Source organism: Streptomyces sp. NPDC102514 (genome assembly GCF_055584525.1).
Map to the genome: position 1 here is coordinate 162,490 of NZ_JBVJLW010000016.1, position 14,006 is coordinate 176,495.

General features: G+C 72.2%; 14 protein-coding genes. 8 read left to right on the forward strand and 6 right to left on the reverse strand.

Going from position 1 to position 14,006, the window contains the following annotated elements:
- Positions 1–140: 140 nt before the first annotated feature.
- The 4 genes from ACZ60E_RS34365 to ACZ60E_RS34380 are packed head-to-tail and all read left to right on the forward strand — an operon-like array spanning position 141 to position 4,178.
- Positions 141–803: a DUF1365 domain-containing protein gene (locus tag ACZ60E_RS34365; RefSeq protein ID WP_384809168.1), complete on the forward strand. Its 663-nt coding sequence runs from the start codon at positions 141–143 to the stop codon at positions 801–803.
- The gene (locus ACZ60E_RS34370) at positions 800–2,068 is read left to right on the forward strand and encodes a class I SAM-dependent methyltransferase (protein ID WP_385832809.1); all 1,269 of its coding nucleotides are present in this window, start codon (positions 800–802) and stop codon (positions 2,066–2,068) included. The genes ACZ60E_RS34365 and ACZ60E_RS34370 overlap by 4 nt, the downstream gene beginning before the upstream one ends.
- Entirely contained in the window at positions 2,065–3,375 is a 1,311-nt protein-coding gene (locus tag ACZ60E_RS34375) for a class I SAM-dependent methyltransferase (protein WP_469445584.1), read from the forward strand. The genes ACZ60E_RS34370 and ACZ60E_RS34375 overlap by 4 nt, the downstream gene beginning before the upstream one ends.
- Positions 3,372–4,178, forward strand: coding sequence for a DUF1295 domain-containing protein (locus ACZ60E_RS34380; RefSeq protein WP_469445586.1), 807 nt, complete (start codon positions 3,372–3,374; stop codon positions 4,176–4,178). Before ACZ60E_RS34375 ends, ACZ60E_RS34380 begins: the two co-directional genes overlap by 4 nt.
- Positions 4,179–4,281: 103 nt before the next feature.
- Here the strand turns inward: ACZ60E_RS34380 and ACZ60E_RS34385 are convergent, their stop codons facing one another.
- The 3 genes from ACZ60E_RS34385 to ACZ60E_RS34395 all read right to left on the reverse strand — a co-directional run bounded on the left by ACZ60E_RS34385 (position 4,282) and on the right by ACZ60E_RS34395 (position 6,728).
- Complete coding sequence (locus ACZ60E_RS34385) at positions 4,282–5,034, reverse strand: anti-sigma factor (RefSeq protein ID WP_384809133.1); 753 nt, start codon at positions 5,032–5,034, stop codon at positions 4,282–4,284.
- Positions 5,031–5,615 (reverse strand): sigma-70 family RNA polymerase sigma factor, encoded by a 585-nt coding sequence (locus tag ACZ60E_RS34390; protein WP_384809135.1) that lies wholly within the window; start codon positions 5,613–5,615, stop codon positions 5,031–5,033. Before ACZ60E_RS34390 ends, ACZ60E_RS34385 begins: the two co-directional genes overlap by 4 nt.
- Before the next feature lie 507 nt (positions 5,616–6,122).
- Positions 6,123–6,728 carry a sigma-70 family RNA polymerase sigma factor gene (locus ACZ60E_RS34395; protein WP_469445588.1) on the reverse strand — a complete coding sequence of 202 codons (606 nt, stop codon included), beginning with the start codon at positions 6,726–6,728 and terminating at the stop codon, positions 6,123–6,125.
- A gap of 197 nt (positions 6,729–6,925) precedes the next feature.
- Between ACZ60E_RS34395 and ACZ60E_RS34400 the strand changes: the two genes are divergently transcribed.
- The gene (locus ACZ60E_RS34400; protein WP_469445779.1) at positions 6,926–7,957 is read left to right on the forward strand and encodes a MerR family transcriptional regulator; all 1,032 of its coding nucleotides are present in this window, start codon (positions 6,926–6,928) and stop codon (positions 7,955–7,957) included.
- A gap of 25 nt (positions 7,958–7,982) precedes the next feature.
- Here ACZ60E_RS34400 and ACZ60E_RS34405 read toward each other — a convergent pair whose 3' ends face one another.
- Positions 7,983–9,356 (reverse strand): cryptochrome/photolyase family protein, encoded by a 1,374-nt coding sequence (locus ACZ60E_RS34405; RefSeq protein WP_384809140.1) that lies wholly within the window; start codon positions 9,354–9,356, stop codon positions 7,983–7,985.
- 159 nt (positions 9,357–9,515) lie between these two features.
- A complete protein-coding gene (locus ACZ60E_RS34410; protein WP_384809142.1) occupies positions 9,516–11,048 on the reverse strand; it encodes an SDR family oxidoreductase in 1,533 nt (510 codons plus the stop codon).
- Positions 11,049–11,237: 189 nt separating this feature from the next.
- Here ACZ60E_RS34410 and ACZ60E_RS34415 point away from each other — a divergent pair, with 189 nt between their 5' ends.
- On the forward strand, positions 11,238–11,405 hold the full coding sequence (locus tag ACZ60E_RS34415) for a hypothetical protein (protein WP_199854848.1): 168 nt from the start codon (positions 11,238–11,240) through the stop codon (positions 11,403–11,405).
- Between the two features lie 34 nt (positions 11,406–11,439).
- Here ACZ60E_RS34415 and ACZ60E_RS34420 read toward each other — a convergent pair whose 3' ends face one another.
- Entirely contained in the window at positions 11,440–12,360 is a 921-nt protein-coding gene (locus ACZ60E_RS34420; RefSeq protein WP_469445591.1) for a LysR family transcriptional regulator, read from the reverse strand.
- A gap of 143 nt (positions 12,361–12,503) precedes the next feature.
- Between ACZ60E_RS34420 and ACZ60E_RS34425 the strand changes: the two genes are divergently transcribed.
- Positions 12,504–12,581, forward strand: coding sequence for a putative leader peptide (locus ACZ60E_RS34425; RefSeq protein ID WP_356543944.1), 78 nt, complete (start codon positions 12,504–12,506; stop codon positions 12,579–12,581).
- A 201-nt stretch (positions 12,582–12,782) separates the two neighbouring features.
- Complete coding sequence (sfnG, locus tag ACZ60E_RS34430) at positions 12,783–13,967, forward strand: dimethylsulfone monooxygenase SfnG (RefSeq protein ID WP_469445593.1); 1,185 nt, start codon at positions 12,783–12,785, stop codon at positions 13,965–13,967.
- The last annotated feature ends 39 nt before the right edge of the window (positions 13,968–14,006 follow it).

A 14,006-nucleotide genomic window follows, 5' to 3' on the forward strand; every position in this document is an offset into this window, starting at 1 on the left:
CACCCGCCCCGCACCCCGGCACCGGCAAGCCCGCCCCGCACCCCGACACCGGCAGGCCCGCCGCCCGACCGGGCACGGCCACGCCCGCCCTCTACCCCTGCACGGTCACCCACGTCCGTACGGCCCCGAGCCGGTACTCCATGCGCCACCGCACCTATCTGTGGCTCATCGACCCCGACCGGCCGCCCGAACTGCCGTGGTACCTGCGCCCGTTGGCCCGGTTCGACGCCCGCGACCACTTCGGTGGCGGCGCGCCGACGATCCGCGCGGGCCTGGACCGCTTCCTCGCCTCGCGCGGCGTCGACCTCGACGGCGGCCCTGTGGTGATGCTCGCCCACGCCCGCGTACTGGGCCATGTCTTCAACCCGCTCAGCCTCTACTGGTGCCACGGCCCGCAGGGTGAACTGCGCTGTGTCGTCGCCGAGGTCCACAACACCTACGGGGAGCGGCACAGCTATCTGCTGACCCCGGACGAGGCCGGTGTGGCGCGCACCGACAAGGAGTTCTACGTCTCGCCCTTCTTCCCCGTCGACGGCGCCTACCGCATGCGCCTGCCCGCGCCCGGCGACCGGCTCGACCTGAGCGTGCGGCTGGAGCGCGAGGGCGGCCGGCCGTTCACCGCGACCGTCCGCGGCACCCGCCGCCCCGCCACCCGCGGCGCACTGGTGCGCGAGGCCCTGCGCCACCCCTGGTCCACCGCGGTCGTCTCGGCCGCCATCCGCTTCCACGGCGTACGCCTTTTCCTGCGGGGACTGCCCGTCCAGCCCCGCCCCCGTCATCGATCCCAGGAGAGTGCCGAATGAGGACAGCAGAGCCCGGCTCCATCGCCGGACGGCGCATGGACGTGAACCCCGAGCTCTGGCCGGACGTGGTCGACCGGCCGGACGCCTCGCGCGCCCGGACCGCGCTCACCCGGGCCCTGGTGCGCAGAGCGCTCGAACGCCTGCCGCTGCGCGTGCGGTTCCCCGACGGGACCCAGCTCGGCGCGGGCGGACCGCTCGTCGAGATCCACGACCCGGACGCGTTCCACCGCCGCATCGGCACCCAGGGCCTGATCGGCTTCGGCGAGTCCTACATGGCGGGGGAGTGGGACGCGCCCGACCTGGTCGCCGCGCTGACCGTGCTCGCCGGCAGCCTGGCGGAACTGATCCCGGCACCGCTCCAGAGACTGCGCGGACTGTGGGCCCCCAAGCAGCCGGGCGCCCAGCGCAACACACCCGGCGGCGCCCGCGACAACATCAGCCGCCACTACGACCTGTCCAACGACCTGTTCGCGCTCTTCCTGGACGACACCCTCAGCTACTCGGCGGCCCTCTTCCGGGGCTTCCCCGCCACCTGGCCGCTCCTGGCCACCGCACAGCACCGCAAGATCGACCGGCTGCTCGACCTGGCCGAGGTCGGCGAGGGCACCAGGCTCCTTGAGATCGGCACCGGCTGGGGCGAACTGGCCCTGCGCGCCGCCGCCCGCGGCGCACACGTCACCTCCCTCACCCTCTCCCGCGAACAGCGCGACCTGGCCCGCGAGCGCATCCGCGAGGCCGGGCACGCCGACCGGGTCTCCGTCGAGCTGTGCGACTACCGCGAGGCCACGGGCACGTACGACGCCGTGGTGAGCGTCGAGATGATCGAGGCGGTCGGCGTCGAGTTCTGGCCCGTCTACTTCCGTACGATCGACGCCCGCCTGGCCCCCGGCGGGCGCGCCGCACTGCAGGCCATCACCATGCCGCACGAGCGGATGCTGGCCGCCCGGCACACCTTCACCTGGATCCAGAAGTACATCTTCCCCGGCGGCCAGGTGCCCTCCGTCGAGGCCGTGGAACAGACCGTCCGCGATCACACGCAGATGGGTGTCGCCCGGCGCGACGCCCACGGCGCGCACTACGCGGAGACCCTCCGCCTGTGGCGCGAACGGTTCACCGAACGCGCGGACGAGGTCGACGCGCTCGGCTTCGACGAGACCTTCCGCCGGATGTGGACCTTCTACCTGTCCTACTCGGAAGCCGGGTTCCGCTCCGGCTACCTCGACGTCCAGCACTTCCTGTTCACGAAGGAGAACCCGTCCCGATGAGTACCGCCCGCCCCTCCCGACCCGGGGCCGCCCACCGGCTCGCCGCGCTGGCCGAGGAAGCGCTCGGCGGCCGGCTCCCGGTCCGGCTGCGCGCCTGGGACGGCAGCGAGACCGGCCCCGCCGACGCCCCCGTCGTCGTCGTACGCTCCCGGCGCGCCCTGCGCCGGCTGCTGTGGCAGCCCGGCGAACTGGGCCTGGCCCAGGCCTACGTCACCGGCGAACTCGACGTCGAGGGCGACCTCGCCCAGGGCCTGCGGGCCATCTGGGGAGCCGCACGCGAACGGGGCGGGGACGCTCCCCGGTTCACCCCAGCCGACCTGATCAGGGCGGCCGGGACCGCCGTGCGGCTGGGAGCCGTCGGCCCGCGCCCCGCCACCCCCGCCTCCCAGGCACGTCTGCGGGGCGGACTGCACAGCAAGGCCCGCGACCGGGCCGCCATCAGCCACCACTACGACCTGTCGAACGACTTCTACCGGCTGCTCCTCGACGAGACCATGGCCTACTCGTGCGGCTACTGGGCCGGCGACGAGGCCGACTTCACCGACGCCGACGCCCAGCGCGCCAAGCTGGAACTGATCTGCCGCAAGCTCGATCTCGTCCCGGGCGCCCGGCTGCTCGACATCGGCTGCGGCTGGGGCTCCCTCACCCTGTACGCCGCCGAACAGCACAAGGCGCAGGTCACCGCCGTCACCCTGGCCCGCGAACAGGCCGCGTACATCCGGGAACAGGTCCGCGAGCGCGGTCTGGAGCACCAGGTCGACGTGGTGTGCCAGGACTACCGCGACATCACGGGCGGCGCCTACGACGCGGTCGCCACCGTCGAGATGGGCGAGCACGTGGGAGACGCCGAGTACCCGGCGTTCGCCGCCGCCCTGCACCGCATGGTGCGACCGCGCGGCCGTGTCCTGGTCCAGCAGATGTCGCGGGGCAGCAACGCCCCGGGCGGCGGCGAGTTCATCGAGGCGTACATCGCGCCCGACATGCACATGCGGCCCATGGGACAGACGGTCGGCCTGCTGGAGGACGCCGGACTCGAAGTACGGGCCGTGGAGTCGATGCGCGAGCACTACGTCCGCACGATCGAGGGCTGGCACCGCACCCTTGAGGAGAACTGGGACGCTTTCGTCCGCCTCGTCGGCGAGGAGACCGCCCGGGTGTGGCGGCTGTACATGGTCGGCGCCGCCCTCGCGTTCGAGGAGGGGCGCATGGGAGTCGACCAGATCCTCAGCACCCGTCCCGCGCCCGGCGGGGACAGCGGAATGCCGCCCTCGCAGCGCTCCTGGTACACGGCACTGGACGCACGATGAACGGGTTCCCCTGGGCGGCCTTCGCCCAGAACCTCGCCTTCGCGGCCGGCGCCGCACTGACCGTCATGCTCGTCACGTTCGCCGTCGCCGTCCGCAAGGGCATGCACCGCGTGGTGGACGTGGCCTGGGGGCTCGGCTTCACCGCCGTCGCCCTCGTGTCGTTCCTCGCGTCCGCCGGTGAGGGGGACGACGGACGGCGCCTCCTGGTCACCGTACTGACCGCGGTGTGGGGGCTGCGCCTCGCCGGGCACATCGCCTGGCGCGGCCGGGGCCACGGCGAGGACCCGCGCTACGACGCGATGCTCGCCAAGGCCCCCGGCAACCGCGACCTCTACGCGCTGCGCATGGTCTACCTGCTGCAGGGCGCCCTGGTCTGGCTGGTGTCGCTGCCGGTCCAGGCCGCGCAGTACGTGTCCGGATCGCTGAGCGGATTCGTGTGGGCCGGGGTCGCGCTCTGGGCGCTCGGGATGTTCTTCGAGACGGTCGGCGACTTCCAGCTCGCCCGCTTCAAGGCCGATCCCGCGAACCGGGGAAAGATCATGGACCGCGGTCTGTGGAGCTGGACCCGGCACCCCAACTACTTCGGCGACTTCTGTGTGTGGTGGGGCCTGTTCCTGCTGGTCTGCGACTCGGGTGTGGCCGCCGCGGTGACCGTGGTGTCCCCCCTCGTGATGAGCTTCCTGCTCATGAACGGCAGCGGGAAGCCCATGCTGGAGCGGCATATGTCGGAGCGTCCGGGATTCGCCGAGTACCGGGCGAGGACCAGCGGGTTCTTCCCGCGACCGCCGAAGCGGCGCGGCTGAAGTCCTTCTGAAGTCCTTCTGATGTCCTCTTGAGTACCTGCCCACAACTGACTGTGCCGTTCCTCTCCCCCGCCGGGAAGGGAACGGCACAGTCGGTTCGGGGTCAGGCAGGGAACGTCATCAGGGCGATGGGATCCGAGGTCGGTTCGGCCGAGCCGCCGGCCGGTTCGACGGTGATGCCCATGCCGGACGCCTTGTCCACGGCCCCCTCCATGAGGACCGCCTCGGCCGTCCGGTGGGAGTCCATCAGCCCGGCGGACCGCATGGTGCCCCCGTCGTTGAACCACAGCTGATAGACCTTGCCGCTCGGCGGGGCCGCCATGCCCGAGGCGATGAAGACCGCCTCGTCACGGCTCTTGGAGACCACGACCGTGCCGTGGGCCCCGTCCGCCAGTTCGGCGCTCTTCGTCCTGGCGTCGGAGGCGGCCAGCACCGACGCGATCGCGTCCGTGCGCTCCTCCGACTGCCGTGCCTGTTCGTTCGCGTCCTGCGCCCGGTCGTACTGCCACACGGTCGTGCCGCCGAACGCGGCCACCCCGGCGACACAGGCGGCGAGCGCCCACCGGGAGAGGCGGCGGGCGCGGACGCCGCTGCCCGGTGGCCGCGTCAGGGGTACGACGCGCGGGCTGTCCTGGCGGACCGTCGTGATCCGCCGCATGACCTTGCTCTTGAGAGCGGCGGGCGAGGGGGCGGAGACCGCCAGGCCGAGCCGGGCCGCGGTCTCGCTCAGTTCGAGAGCCTCCTGCGTGCAGGCCTCGCAGTCCGCGGCGTGCCGTTCGAACTCGCCCCGCTCGTCGTCGGAGAGCGCGTGCAGTGCGTACGCGCCCGTCAGTGTGTGCAGGTCGACCGTGCTCATGCGGTCACCCCCAGGCAGTCACGCATGCGGATGAGGCCGTCGCGCAGCCGGGTCTTGACCGTGCCGAGCGGCAGTGCCAGCGACTCGGCCACCTCGCGGTAGGTCATGCCGCGGTAGTACGCCAGCGTCACCGACTGACGCTGCAGTTCCGTCAGTGTGCGCAGACAGCGTCGTACCTGTTCGCGCTCCAGCCGGGCTTCCACCTGTTCCGTCACCTCGTCGTACTCGGGGGCGTGGTCGAGCAGAGCCGCCCTGTGCTCTCGTGCGGCGGAGGCCTCGACCGAGCGGACCCGGTCGACGGCACGCTGGTGGGCGAGCGTGAGCACCCAGTTGATCACCGAACCGCGTTCGCGCCGGTAGCGGGCGGCGGACCGCCACACCTCGACCAGTACTTCCTGGGCCACTTCCTCCGACTGCGCCTGATCGCGCAGCACGCCGCGCACGACGCCGATGACGGGGCCCGCCACGACGTCGTAGAGCCCGGCGAAGGCCTGCTGGTCACCGAGGGCAACACTGCCCATCAGCTCCTGCAGATCCGGTTCGGCCGAGGGGTTCTTGCCGATGTGCACGGCTTCTTTCACGAGAGGGTCCTCCGGGAGGCGAGCTTCGTACGGCTGGAATCCGTTGCCGGGGCGCCGGCGGATTGGTTCGGGGTGGATCTCTCTGTCCGCCCGTCCGCAGGGACGCGTCGGCCGAAGCCCGAGTCCGGGGCGCCGTCGAGGGTCCGGGACGGCGCCCCGGGCTGTTGGGCCGCGCCGGCGGGCCGAACGCCGAGGCGGCCTCCCCTCCCGGGACAGCCGACTGCCCCGGGAGGAGGGTTCGAAGGGGTGATGTCACGGCTGCCCGTGTCCGCGGCCCGAAGTCCAGGGCCGTGCCACCCCTCGTCGTCCGCTCTTCCGGAGATACGGGGCCTACGGATGCATCGGAGCGACGTCGATCTTTTCCGAAGTGAATGAGGCAAGTTTCGAAACAAAAACGACACGAAGCAAAGCGAAGTTGGTCCGGTTTGTGAGGGCAGTAAAAATCTTGCATCGTTTCTGCGTCGAACTGGATCACCAGAGTCGTGTACCCGTTCGACAGCTGTCGAGTCAGCCGCTCGCTTCGCGGCGCAGCCCGTGCTTCAGCTGGTGCAGCCCGCGGCGCGCATGGCTCTTGACGGTCCCCAGCGGCAGGCCGGTGCGCCGGGCGATCTGGGTCTGGGTGAGGTCCTCGTAGAAGGCGAGGCGCAGAACCCGCTGCTGGGAGGTGGGCAACTTGGCCATCTCGCGTCCCACCAGCACCCGGTCGAGCACCGCCTCGGGCCGCTCCGCCACCGGATCGGCGAGCACCAGCACGGCCCCCGCCGAGGCGACCAGCTCGGCGCGGCGCGTCCGGGCCGCGAGGGCGTCGGCGATCTTGCGCTTGGTGATGCCCACGATCCAGCCGGCGATGGCGCCGCGCTCGGGCCGGTAGCCGTGGCGGCCCCGCCACATGCCCAGGAACACCTGCTGGGTGACGTCCTCGGCCTCCCTGTCGTCGCCCAGCGCCCGCCGGGCGAGCGTGTGCACCAGGGGCGACCACCTGTCATGGGCGGCGGCGAGACAGGCCTCGTCGCCGCGCACCAGCCCCTGAGCCACCTCGTCGTCGGTGAGCGGTTCCTCCAGCAGCACCCGCCGGGGCACGGCCGGCTGCACGGGCATCGGTTGTCCGGTCATGGCTCACGGCTCCTCGCCTAGGACGTCGGCGTCCCTGCCGCGCGGGGCGGCTCCGGTCCGGTCATCCTGGGAGCGATGGGGCGAAGGCTTCAAACCGCGTCGATTCTGCGTCGTATAGTCGCTCCATGGATGAGCCGACGGGGGAGCCGGGGTCCCCGGAGCCCGATACGAAGGAGACCGCGGCGGGCGGTACGGGGATGACGACCGGCGGCCTCGCCCGCCGTCTCGGGGTGTCGCCGACCACGCTCCGCTCGTGGGACCGCCGGTACGGACTGGGTCCCGCGGTCCGCGCCGACGGACGGCACCGCCGCTGGACACCCCAGGACGTGGCGGTGCTGGAGGCGATGTGCCGGCTCACCTCGGCCGGAGTGCCGCCCGCCGAGGCGGCACGCGCCGCCCGGGAGGCAGCCACCGGAACGGTGACCCAGGAGCGCGGAGCGGCCCCGGAGGCGCAGGCCCCGCCGCGCTCGGCACCGCCCCCGGTCGCGTCCCCGGCGGCGCTCCCGGCCGACGACCGGCCGTCCGGCGGCGGCCGGCGCTCGCAGGCGGCGGCCACCCTGCCCCTCGGCGACGTGCGCCAGGAGTGCCGCGGACTGGCCAGGGCGGCGGTGCGCCTCGACGCCCCCGCCGTGGACAGCCAGCTGACCTCGGCCGTCCAGCGGTACGGCCTCGCCGTCGCCTGGGAGGAGGTGATGGTGCCGACCCTGCACGCCGTCGGCCGCAAATGGGCGTCGTCCGGCGACCGCTATGTAGAGGTCGAACACATGTTGTCCTGGCACATCTCCACCGTGCTCCGCCGGGTCACGCCGGTCTCGCGCACGGCCGTACCGGACAGTGCGCCGGGGCCCGTGGTCCTGGCCTGCGTACCGGGCGAGCAGCACACCCTGCCCCTGGAGGCGCTCAACGCCGGACTCACGGAACACGGCATGCCCACCAGGATGTTCGGCGCCGCGGTACCGGCGGAAGCACTCACCGCGGCGGTCCGCCGCCTCGGACCCGCGGCCGTCGTCCTGTGGGCCCAGGCCCGTTCCACGGCGAGCCTCCCGCTGGCCCGGCACGTCGCCGCCACGCAATGGGGCGTGCGAGGGGCGCGCAGGCATCCGATGGTCGTGCTCGGCGGCCCCGGCTGGGCGGGCCGTTCGGCCCAGGGAATGCTGCGCCCGCCGAGCCTGAACGAGGCCCTGTCCGTCCTCACGGCCCGCTGGGAGAGCGGCACGGCGGTGGGCTGACACGGCGGTGGGCCGACGCGCCGGCTCAGTCGCGTCCGCGGGCGTGCTTGAAGCGTGCCAGCGCGTCGGAGAGGTCGACGATGGGCTCGGGGTAGTCGTAGGCGGCCCGTTCGGGTCCCTTGAGCTTCCACGGCTCGTGCACGGCGGCCCCGGCGAGCCCTGCGAGCTCGGGTACCCAGCGCCGTACGTACGCACCCTGCGGGTCGTACCGCTTGCCCTGGATGACGGGGTTGAGGACCCGGTTGGGGCGGCTGTCGGTGCCCGTTCCGGCCACCCACTGCCAGTTGAGCTGGTTGTTGGCGATGTCGCCGTCGACGAGCAGGCCGAGGAAGTGGTCGGCGCCCACCCGCCAGTCGACGTACAGCGTCTTGGCGAGGAAGCTCGCGGTCAGCAGGCGTCCGCGGTTGTGCATCCAGCCCTCGTGCCGCAGCTGCCGCATCGCCGCGTCGACGACGGGATAGCCGGTCCGCCCCTCCTTCCAGTCCTCGATCTCCTGTGCGGCCGAGTCGGGTGAGCGCCACTGGTCGTTGCGGGTGCGGAGGTCCTTCCTCGACGAGGCAGGCCGCGCGGCCAGCACCTGGTGGTGGAAGTCCCGCCACGCCATCTGCCGTACGAAGGCGTCGGCGCCCGGACCGCCCGCCTTCCGGGCCCGGTGGACGACCTCCACGGCGGACAGCGTGCCGAAGTGGAGGTGCGGGGAGAGGCGCGAGGTGGCGTCCCCGGCGAGATCGTCGTGGCCGTCCACGTACGAGTGAATGCCGCTCCTGAGCCAGGCCGTGAGCCGCTTCCTGCCCTCCCGCTCGCCGCCCGTGGCGAGCCCCTCGGACAGGCCGGACAGTTCCCCGCGCTCGGGGAGGCGCTCCGAACCGACGTCCTCCGGTACGCGGACGGCGCGGGGCGCGCCGAGCACCTGACGCTGGTGGTGGCGGTCCCAGTGCCGGAAGTACGGGGTGAACACGGCGAAGTGGTCCGAGGAGGCCGGTGTGACCTCGCCCGGTGCCAGCGCGGTGACCACCTCGTCGTGGACGTGCAGCCGGCGCCCGTCGCTCTCCAGTGCGGCACGCAGCCGTTCCTCGCGCCGGTGGGCGTGGGCGGAGACCCCGGCCGCCATGTGGACCTCGTCGGCGTCCGTCTCGGTGACCACCTTGCACACCTCGTCGACGAGGTCGCCCGAGCGGTACACGAGCCGGCCGCCGCGCTCGCGCAGACCCGCGTCCAGGTCCCGCAGACAGTCGGCGAGGAACGCCAGCCGGTTGGGGGCGGCGAAACCGGCCCTGTCGACGGCCCGGTCGCGCACGAAGAGGGGCACCACCGTGCGCGAGCCGTCGAGCGCCGCGCGCAGCGGCGGATGGTCGTGCAGCCGAAGGTCGGAGGTGAACAGGACGACCGAGACGTTCATGACGGGACTCCGGAGCTCCGGGACGGGACGGGCAGAGAGAGGGCGGACCGGGCCGTGGTTGCCTGCGGCCATCAAGTACTTCCGGACCGGGACGCCCGACGGATGCGGCAGTCGGCGGGATGCGGCAGTCCGAGGGAGGCCGCGGGCGGCGGCCCCGCCTCAGCCGGCGGGTGTGCGCGACGGCGCTGCTGCCGGGGGACCCGTCTTCTCGGCGGTCCGCGCGATGTTGCGGGCCATGCCGCCGAACACGACGGCGTGGAACGGCGACACGCTCCACCAGTAGGCGTGGCCGAGCAGCCCGTGCGGATGGAAGAGGGCGCGCTGGCGGTAGCGGACACGGCCGTCGTCGTCCGTCTCCGCGTACATCTCCAGCCAGGCCAGACCCGGCAGCCGCATCTCGGCGCGCAGGCGCAGCAGCCGGCCCGGTTCGATCTCCTCTACGCGCCAGAAGTCGAGCGAGTCGCCGACCCGCAGCCGTGCCGCGTCGCGGCGCCCCCGGCGCAGGCCGACCCCGCCCACCAGCCGGTCGAGGAGCCCGCGGGCCGCCCAGGCGAGGGGGAAGGAGTACCAGCCGTTGTCGCCGCCGATGCCCTCGATCACCCGCCACAGGGCGTCGGGCGAGGCGTCGACGGCGCGTTCGCGGCGGTCCGTGTAGAGGCTGCCGCCCGCCCAGTCGGGGTCCGTGGGCAGGGGGTCGCTGGGGGCGCCGGGCAGCGAGGCGGACGACCAGCGGGTGGTGACCCGGGCGTCCTGGATGCGCTGCAGGGCCAGGCGCACCGACTCGTCGAAGGGGATCGGCCGGCCCGGCGGGTCGGGCACGTACCGGGCGATGTCGTGCTCGTGGCAGATCACCTCGTGGCGCAGCGACTCGGTCAGCGGGCGCGCGATGGACCGCGGCACGGGCGTGACCAGGCCGACCCAGTGACTGGAGAGCCTCGGCGTCAGGACGGGCACGGGCACGATGAGCCGCCGGGGGAGTCCGGCCAGGGCCGCGTACCGCACCATCATCTGCCGGTACGTCAGGATCTCCGGGCCGCCGATGTCGAAGGCCCTGTTGACGTCGTCCGGCATCCGCGCGCTGCCCACGAGCGTGCGCAGGACGTCCCGCACCGCGATCGGCTGGATCCGGGTGTGGACCCAGTTGGGCGTGACCATCACCGGCAGCCGCTCGGTGAGATAGCGCAGCATCTCGAAGGAGGCCGAGCCCGAACCGATGATGACGGCCGCCCGCAGCACGGTCGTCGGGACACCGGAGTCCAGCAGGACGCGGCCGACCTCGGCGCGGGACCGCAGATGCGGCGAGAGCTCGCTGTCCGGCACCCCGGCGGGGGTGAGCCCGCCCAGATAGACGATCCGGCGCACACCCGCAGCGCGGGCCTGCTCGCCGAAGATCCGTGCCGCCCTGCGGTCGGTGTCCTCGAAGCCCTTGCCCGTGCCCAGCGCGTGCACGAGGTAGTACGCGACATCGATGTCCCGCATCGCGGCGGCGACCGAGTCGGCGTCCGTGACGTCCCCGCGGACCACCTCGACGTCACCGGCCCACGGATGGTCCCGCAGCGCGCCGGGGGAGCGGGCCACACAGCGCACCCGGTGCCCCTCGGCGAGGAGCTCCGGGACCAGACGGCCCCCGATGTACCCCGTCGCGCCCGTCACCAGGCAGCGCAGCCCGGCTCCGGTGTCGTCACCGCTCATGGTGTTCCGGCCCTTCTCTTCGGCTCTGTGCGACTGTGCGCAGCTCTGTTCGATGTCCTCCTCGTGATCCCTTCCCCGTGTCGGCCTTCAGCGGATGCGCCGTGTGGGCCACTTGGGTTACATGTGCGGGGAGATCGGGGGCAGACGAGCTTCCACAGAGGCGTCGGTTCCCACGGAAGGTCGGCCGTCATGGGTGCGAAGGTGCTGGAGCAGTTTCCCGCGGGAGCCCCGCGTGGGTCGTGGCCCGCGGAGGAGTACGCGGCGCGTCGCCGGGCCGAGGGCGAGCCCGCGGCCGTGGTGATGGACCTGGAGTCGGACGCGTTCCTCGTGGTCGTCCCGGCGCACGACGGGGACTGACCGCCCGCCGCCGTCCCCCGAGGGGCAGAGGCTGTCAGACGGCCCGGGTCATCGTTCCGCCGAGTGCCGCCGCCCGGCGCACGAACACCTCGTGCAGATCGTGCGCGGCCCGCGGCACCGAGTCCGCCCTGCGCCGCTGGAGCATCAGCAGCACCCGTGTCGAGTCGCCGGCCAGCGGGCGGCAGGTGATCGCGCCCTGCCGGGTCAGCGGATCGTCGATCACGCTGAAGTCGGGCAGCACCGTGGCACCCAGCCCTTCCGCGACCATCAGCTTCCCCATCTCCGCGCCGTCGGTGGAGTAGGAGAAGGACGGCTCACGGTCGCCCAGGAGCCGGTGCACGAACCGGTTCATCACATAGCCCGAGCGCATCGCGATGAGCGGCTGCGCGAGCAGGTCCGGCACGGTCACCACGGACAGCGACGCCAGGGGACTGTCCGGCCGGACGCACACCACCGGCCGCCCCCACAGCAGTTCCGTGTACTCGAAGTCGGCGGCCACGTCGTCGCCCTCCAGATGGTTCACCAGACCCAGGTCGAAGCCGCCCTCCAGCAGGGTCCGGTGGATGTCGGACTGCTGCGCGCCGACCACCTCCACCTGCGTCTCCGGATGCGAGGCCCGGAACTCGCTCACGGCCGGGAACAGAAGAGGGACCGTCGCCGCGTTCACCGTGCCGACGCGCACCATGCGCCTGATGCGGTGCTGCTCGCCCGCCGCGCCCCGCAGCCGGTCCACCGCCTCCAGCACATGAATGATGTGCGGCAGCAGTTCCCGAGCCTCCGCGCTCATCTTCGCCCCGGAGCGTTTCCGCTCCAGGAGGTCGACGCCGAGTTCCCGCTCAAGATTGCGGACGGTCTCGCTCAGCGCGGGCTGTGAGAGGTGGAGCTCCTCGGCGGCCTGGCGCAGTGAGCCGAGCCGGGTGACCGCCGTGATGTATTCCAGCTGCTCTATTCGCACCCGGCCAGAATGCGGGGCCCGTACCGCCCTGTTCAAGGGTTGCCCTGTCACGCCTTCGTGAAATTCGCCGGTCCGGGATACGAGACCGATCGGGTATTCCTTGACGGTCCGGACCACCGGCTGCCACGATCGAGCACATGATGATGCGACTGGACCTCACGCGGCGACGCCATGTCGACCTCGCGCGTGTCTCCAGCGCCGCCTGTTGCTCCGTGGCCTGATCCCCCGGATCCGCGGCCCGATTCACCGGGTCCGCCGCACCCCACGACGTTCCCTCCACGGTCCCGGCCGCGGCTCATCGCCGTCGACCGCCGTGCGACGCATTCCGCCGCCCGAATTCGACGATTCACCGAACGCCGCTGCCGCCGCTGAATCGACCCCCTGAATTCGGCCTGCCCGAATTCCCGCAACAGGAGTTCCCCATGCCTGCCGAGAACCTTTCCGCAGACCCCGTCCGCTTCGCCTACTGGGTGCCCAATGTCAGTGGCGGCCTGGTCACCAGCTCGATCGAACAGCGCACCGACTGGGGTTACGACTACAACCGCGAACTCGCCGTCCTCGCCGAGAACAACGGCTTCGACTACGCCCTCAGCCAGGTCCGCTACATGGCCAGTTACGGAGCCGAGTTCCAGCACGAGTCGACCAGCTTCAGCCTCGCCCTGCTGCTCGCCACCCAGCGCCTGAAGGTCATCGCCGCGGTCCACCCCGGCCTGTGGCACCCCGGTGTCCTCGCCAAACTCGGCGCCACCGCCGACCACCTGTCGAACGGCCGCTTCGCGGTGAACGTCGTGTCCGGCTGGTTCAAGGACGAGTTCACCGCCCTCGGCGAGCCCTGGCTGGAGCACGACGAGCTCCCCCACTTCTCGGCTCCGCTCGAACCGGGAGGGGCCCCCATCCACCGCTCCGAGGAGTTCATCCGGGCCCTGCGCCAGATCTGGACCGAGGACCACACCGAACTCGCCGGTGACATCTACCGGTTGCGCGACTTCTCCCTCAAGCCCAAGCCCCTCAACACCCCCGAACGCCCGCACCCGGAGATCTTCCAGGGCGGCAACTCCAGCGCCGCGCGCGCCATGGCGGGCCGGGTCTCCGACTGGTACTTCTCCAACGGCAAGGACTTCGACGGAGTCACCGAACAGCTCGCGGACGTACGGGCGTCGGCGGCCCAAGCCGGCCGTACGCCACCGAAGTCCGGCCTCAACGGCTTCCTCATCGCCCGCGACACCGAGGCCGAGGCCCGCGAGACCCTCCGCGAGATCGTCGCGCACGCCGACCACGAGGCCGTCGAGGGCTTCGGCGCCGCGGTCAAGCAGGCCGGACGGTCCACCGGCGACGGAAAGGGCATGTGGCAGGACTCCTCCTTCGAGGACCTGGTCCAGTACAACGACGGCTTCCGTACGGGACTCATCGGCACCCCGGAGCAGATCGCCGAGCGGATCGTCGCCTACAAGCGCCTCGGCGTCGACCTCCTGCTCCTGGGCTTCCTGCACTACCACGAGGAGGTCGAGTACTTCGGCCGCCGCGTGCTCCCCCTCGTACGTGAACTGGAGTCCCAACTCCCGTACGGCGCAACCGAATCCGCGCCCGCCGCATCCCTCCACGTCTGAGCCGGTCCCCTTCCGCCGGCCCACCCGAAGGGCAGCTGC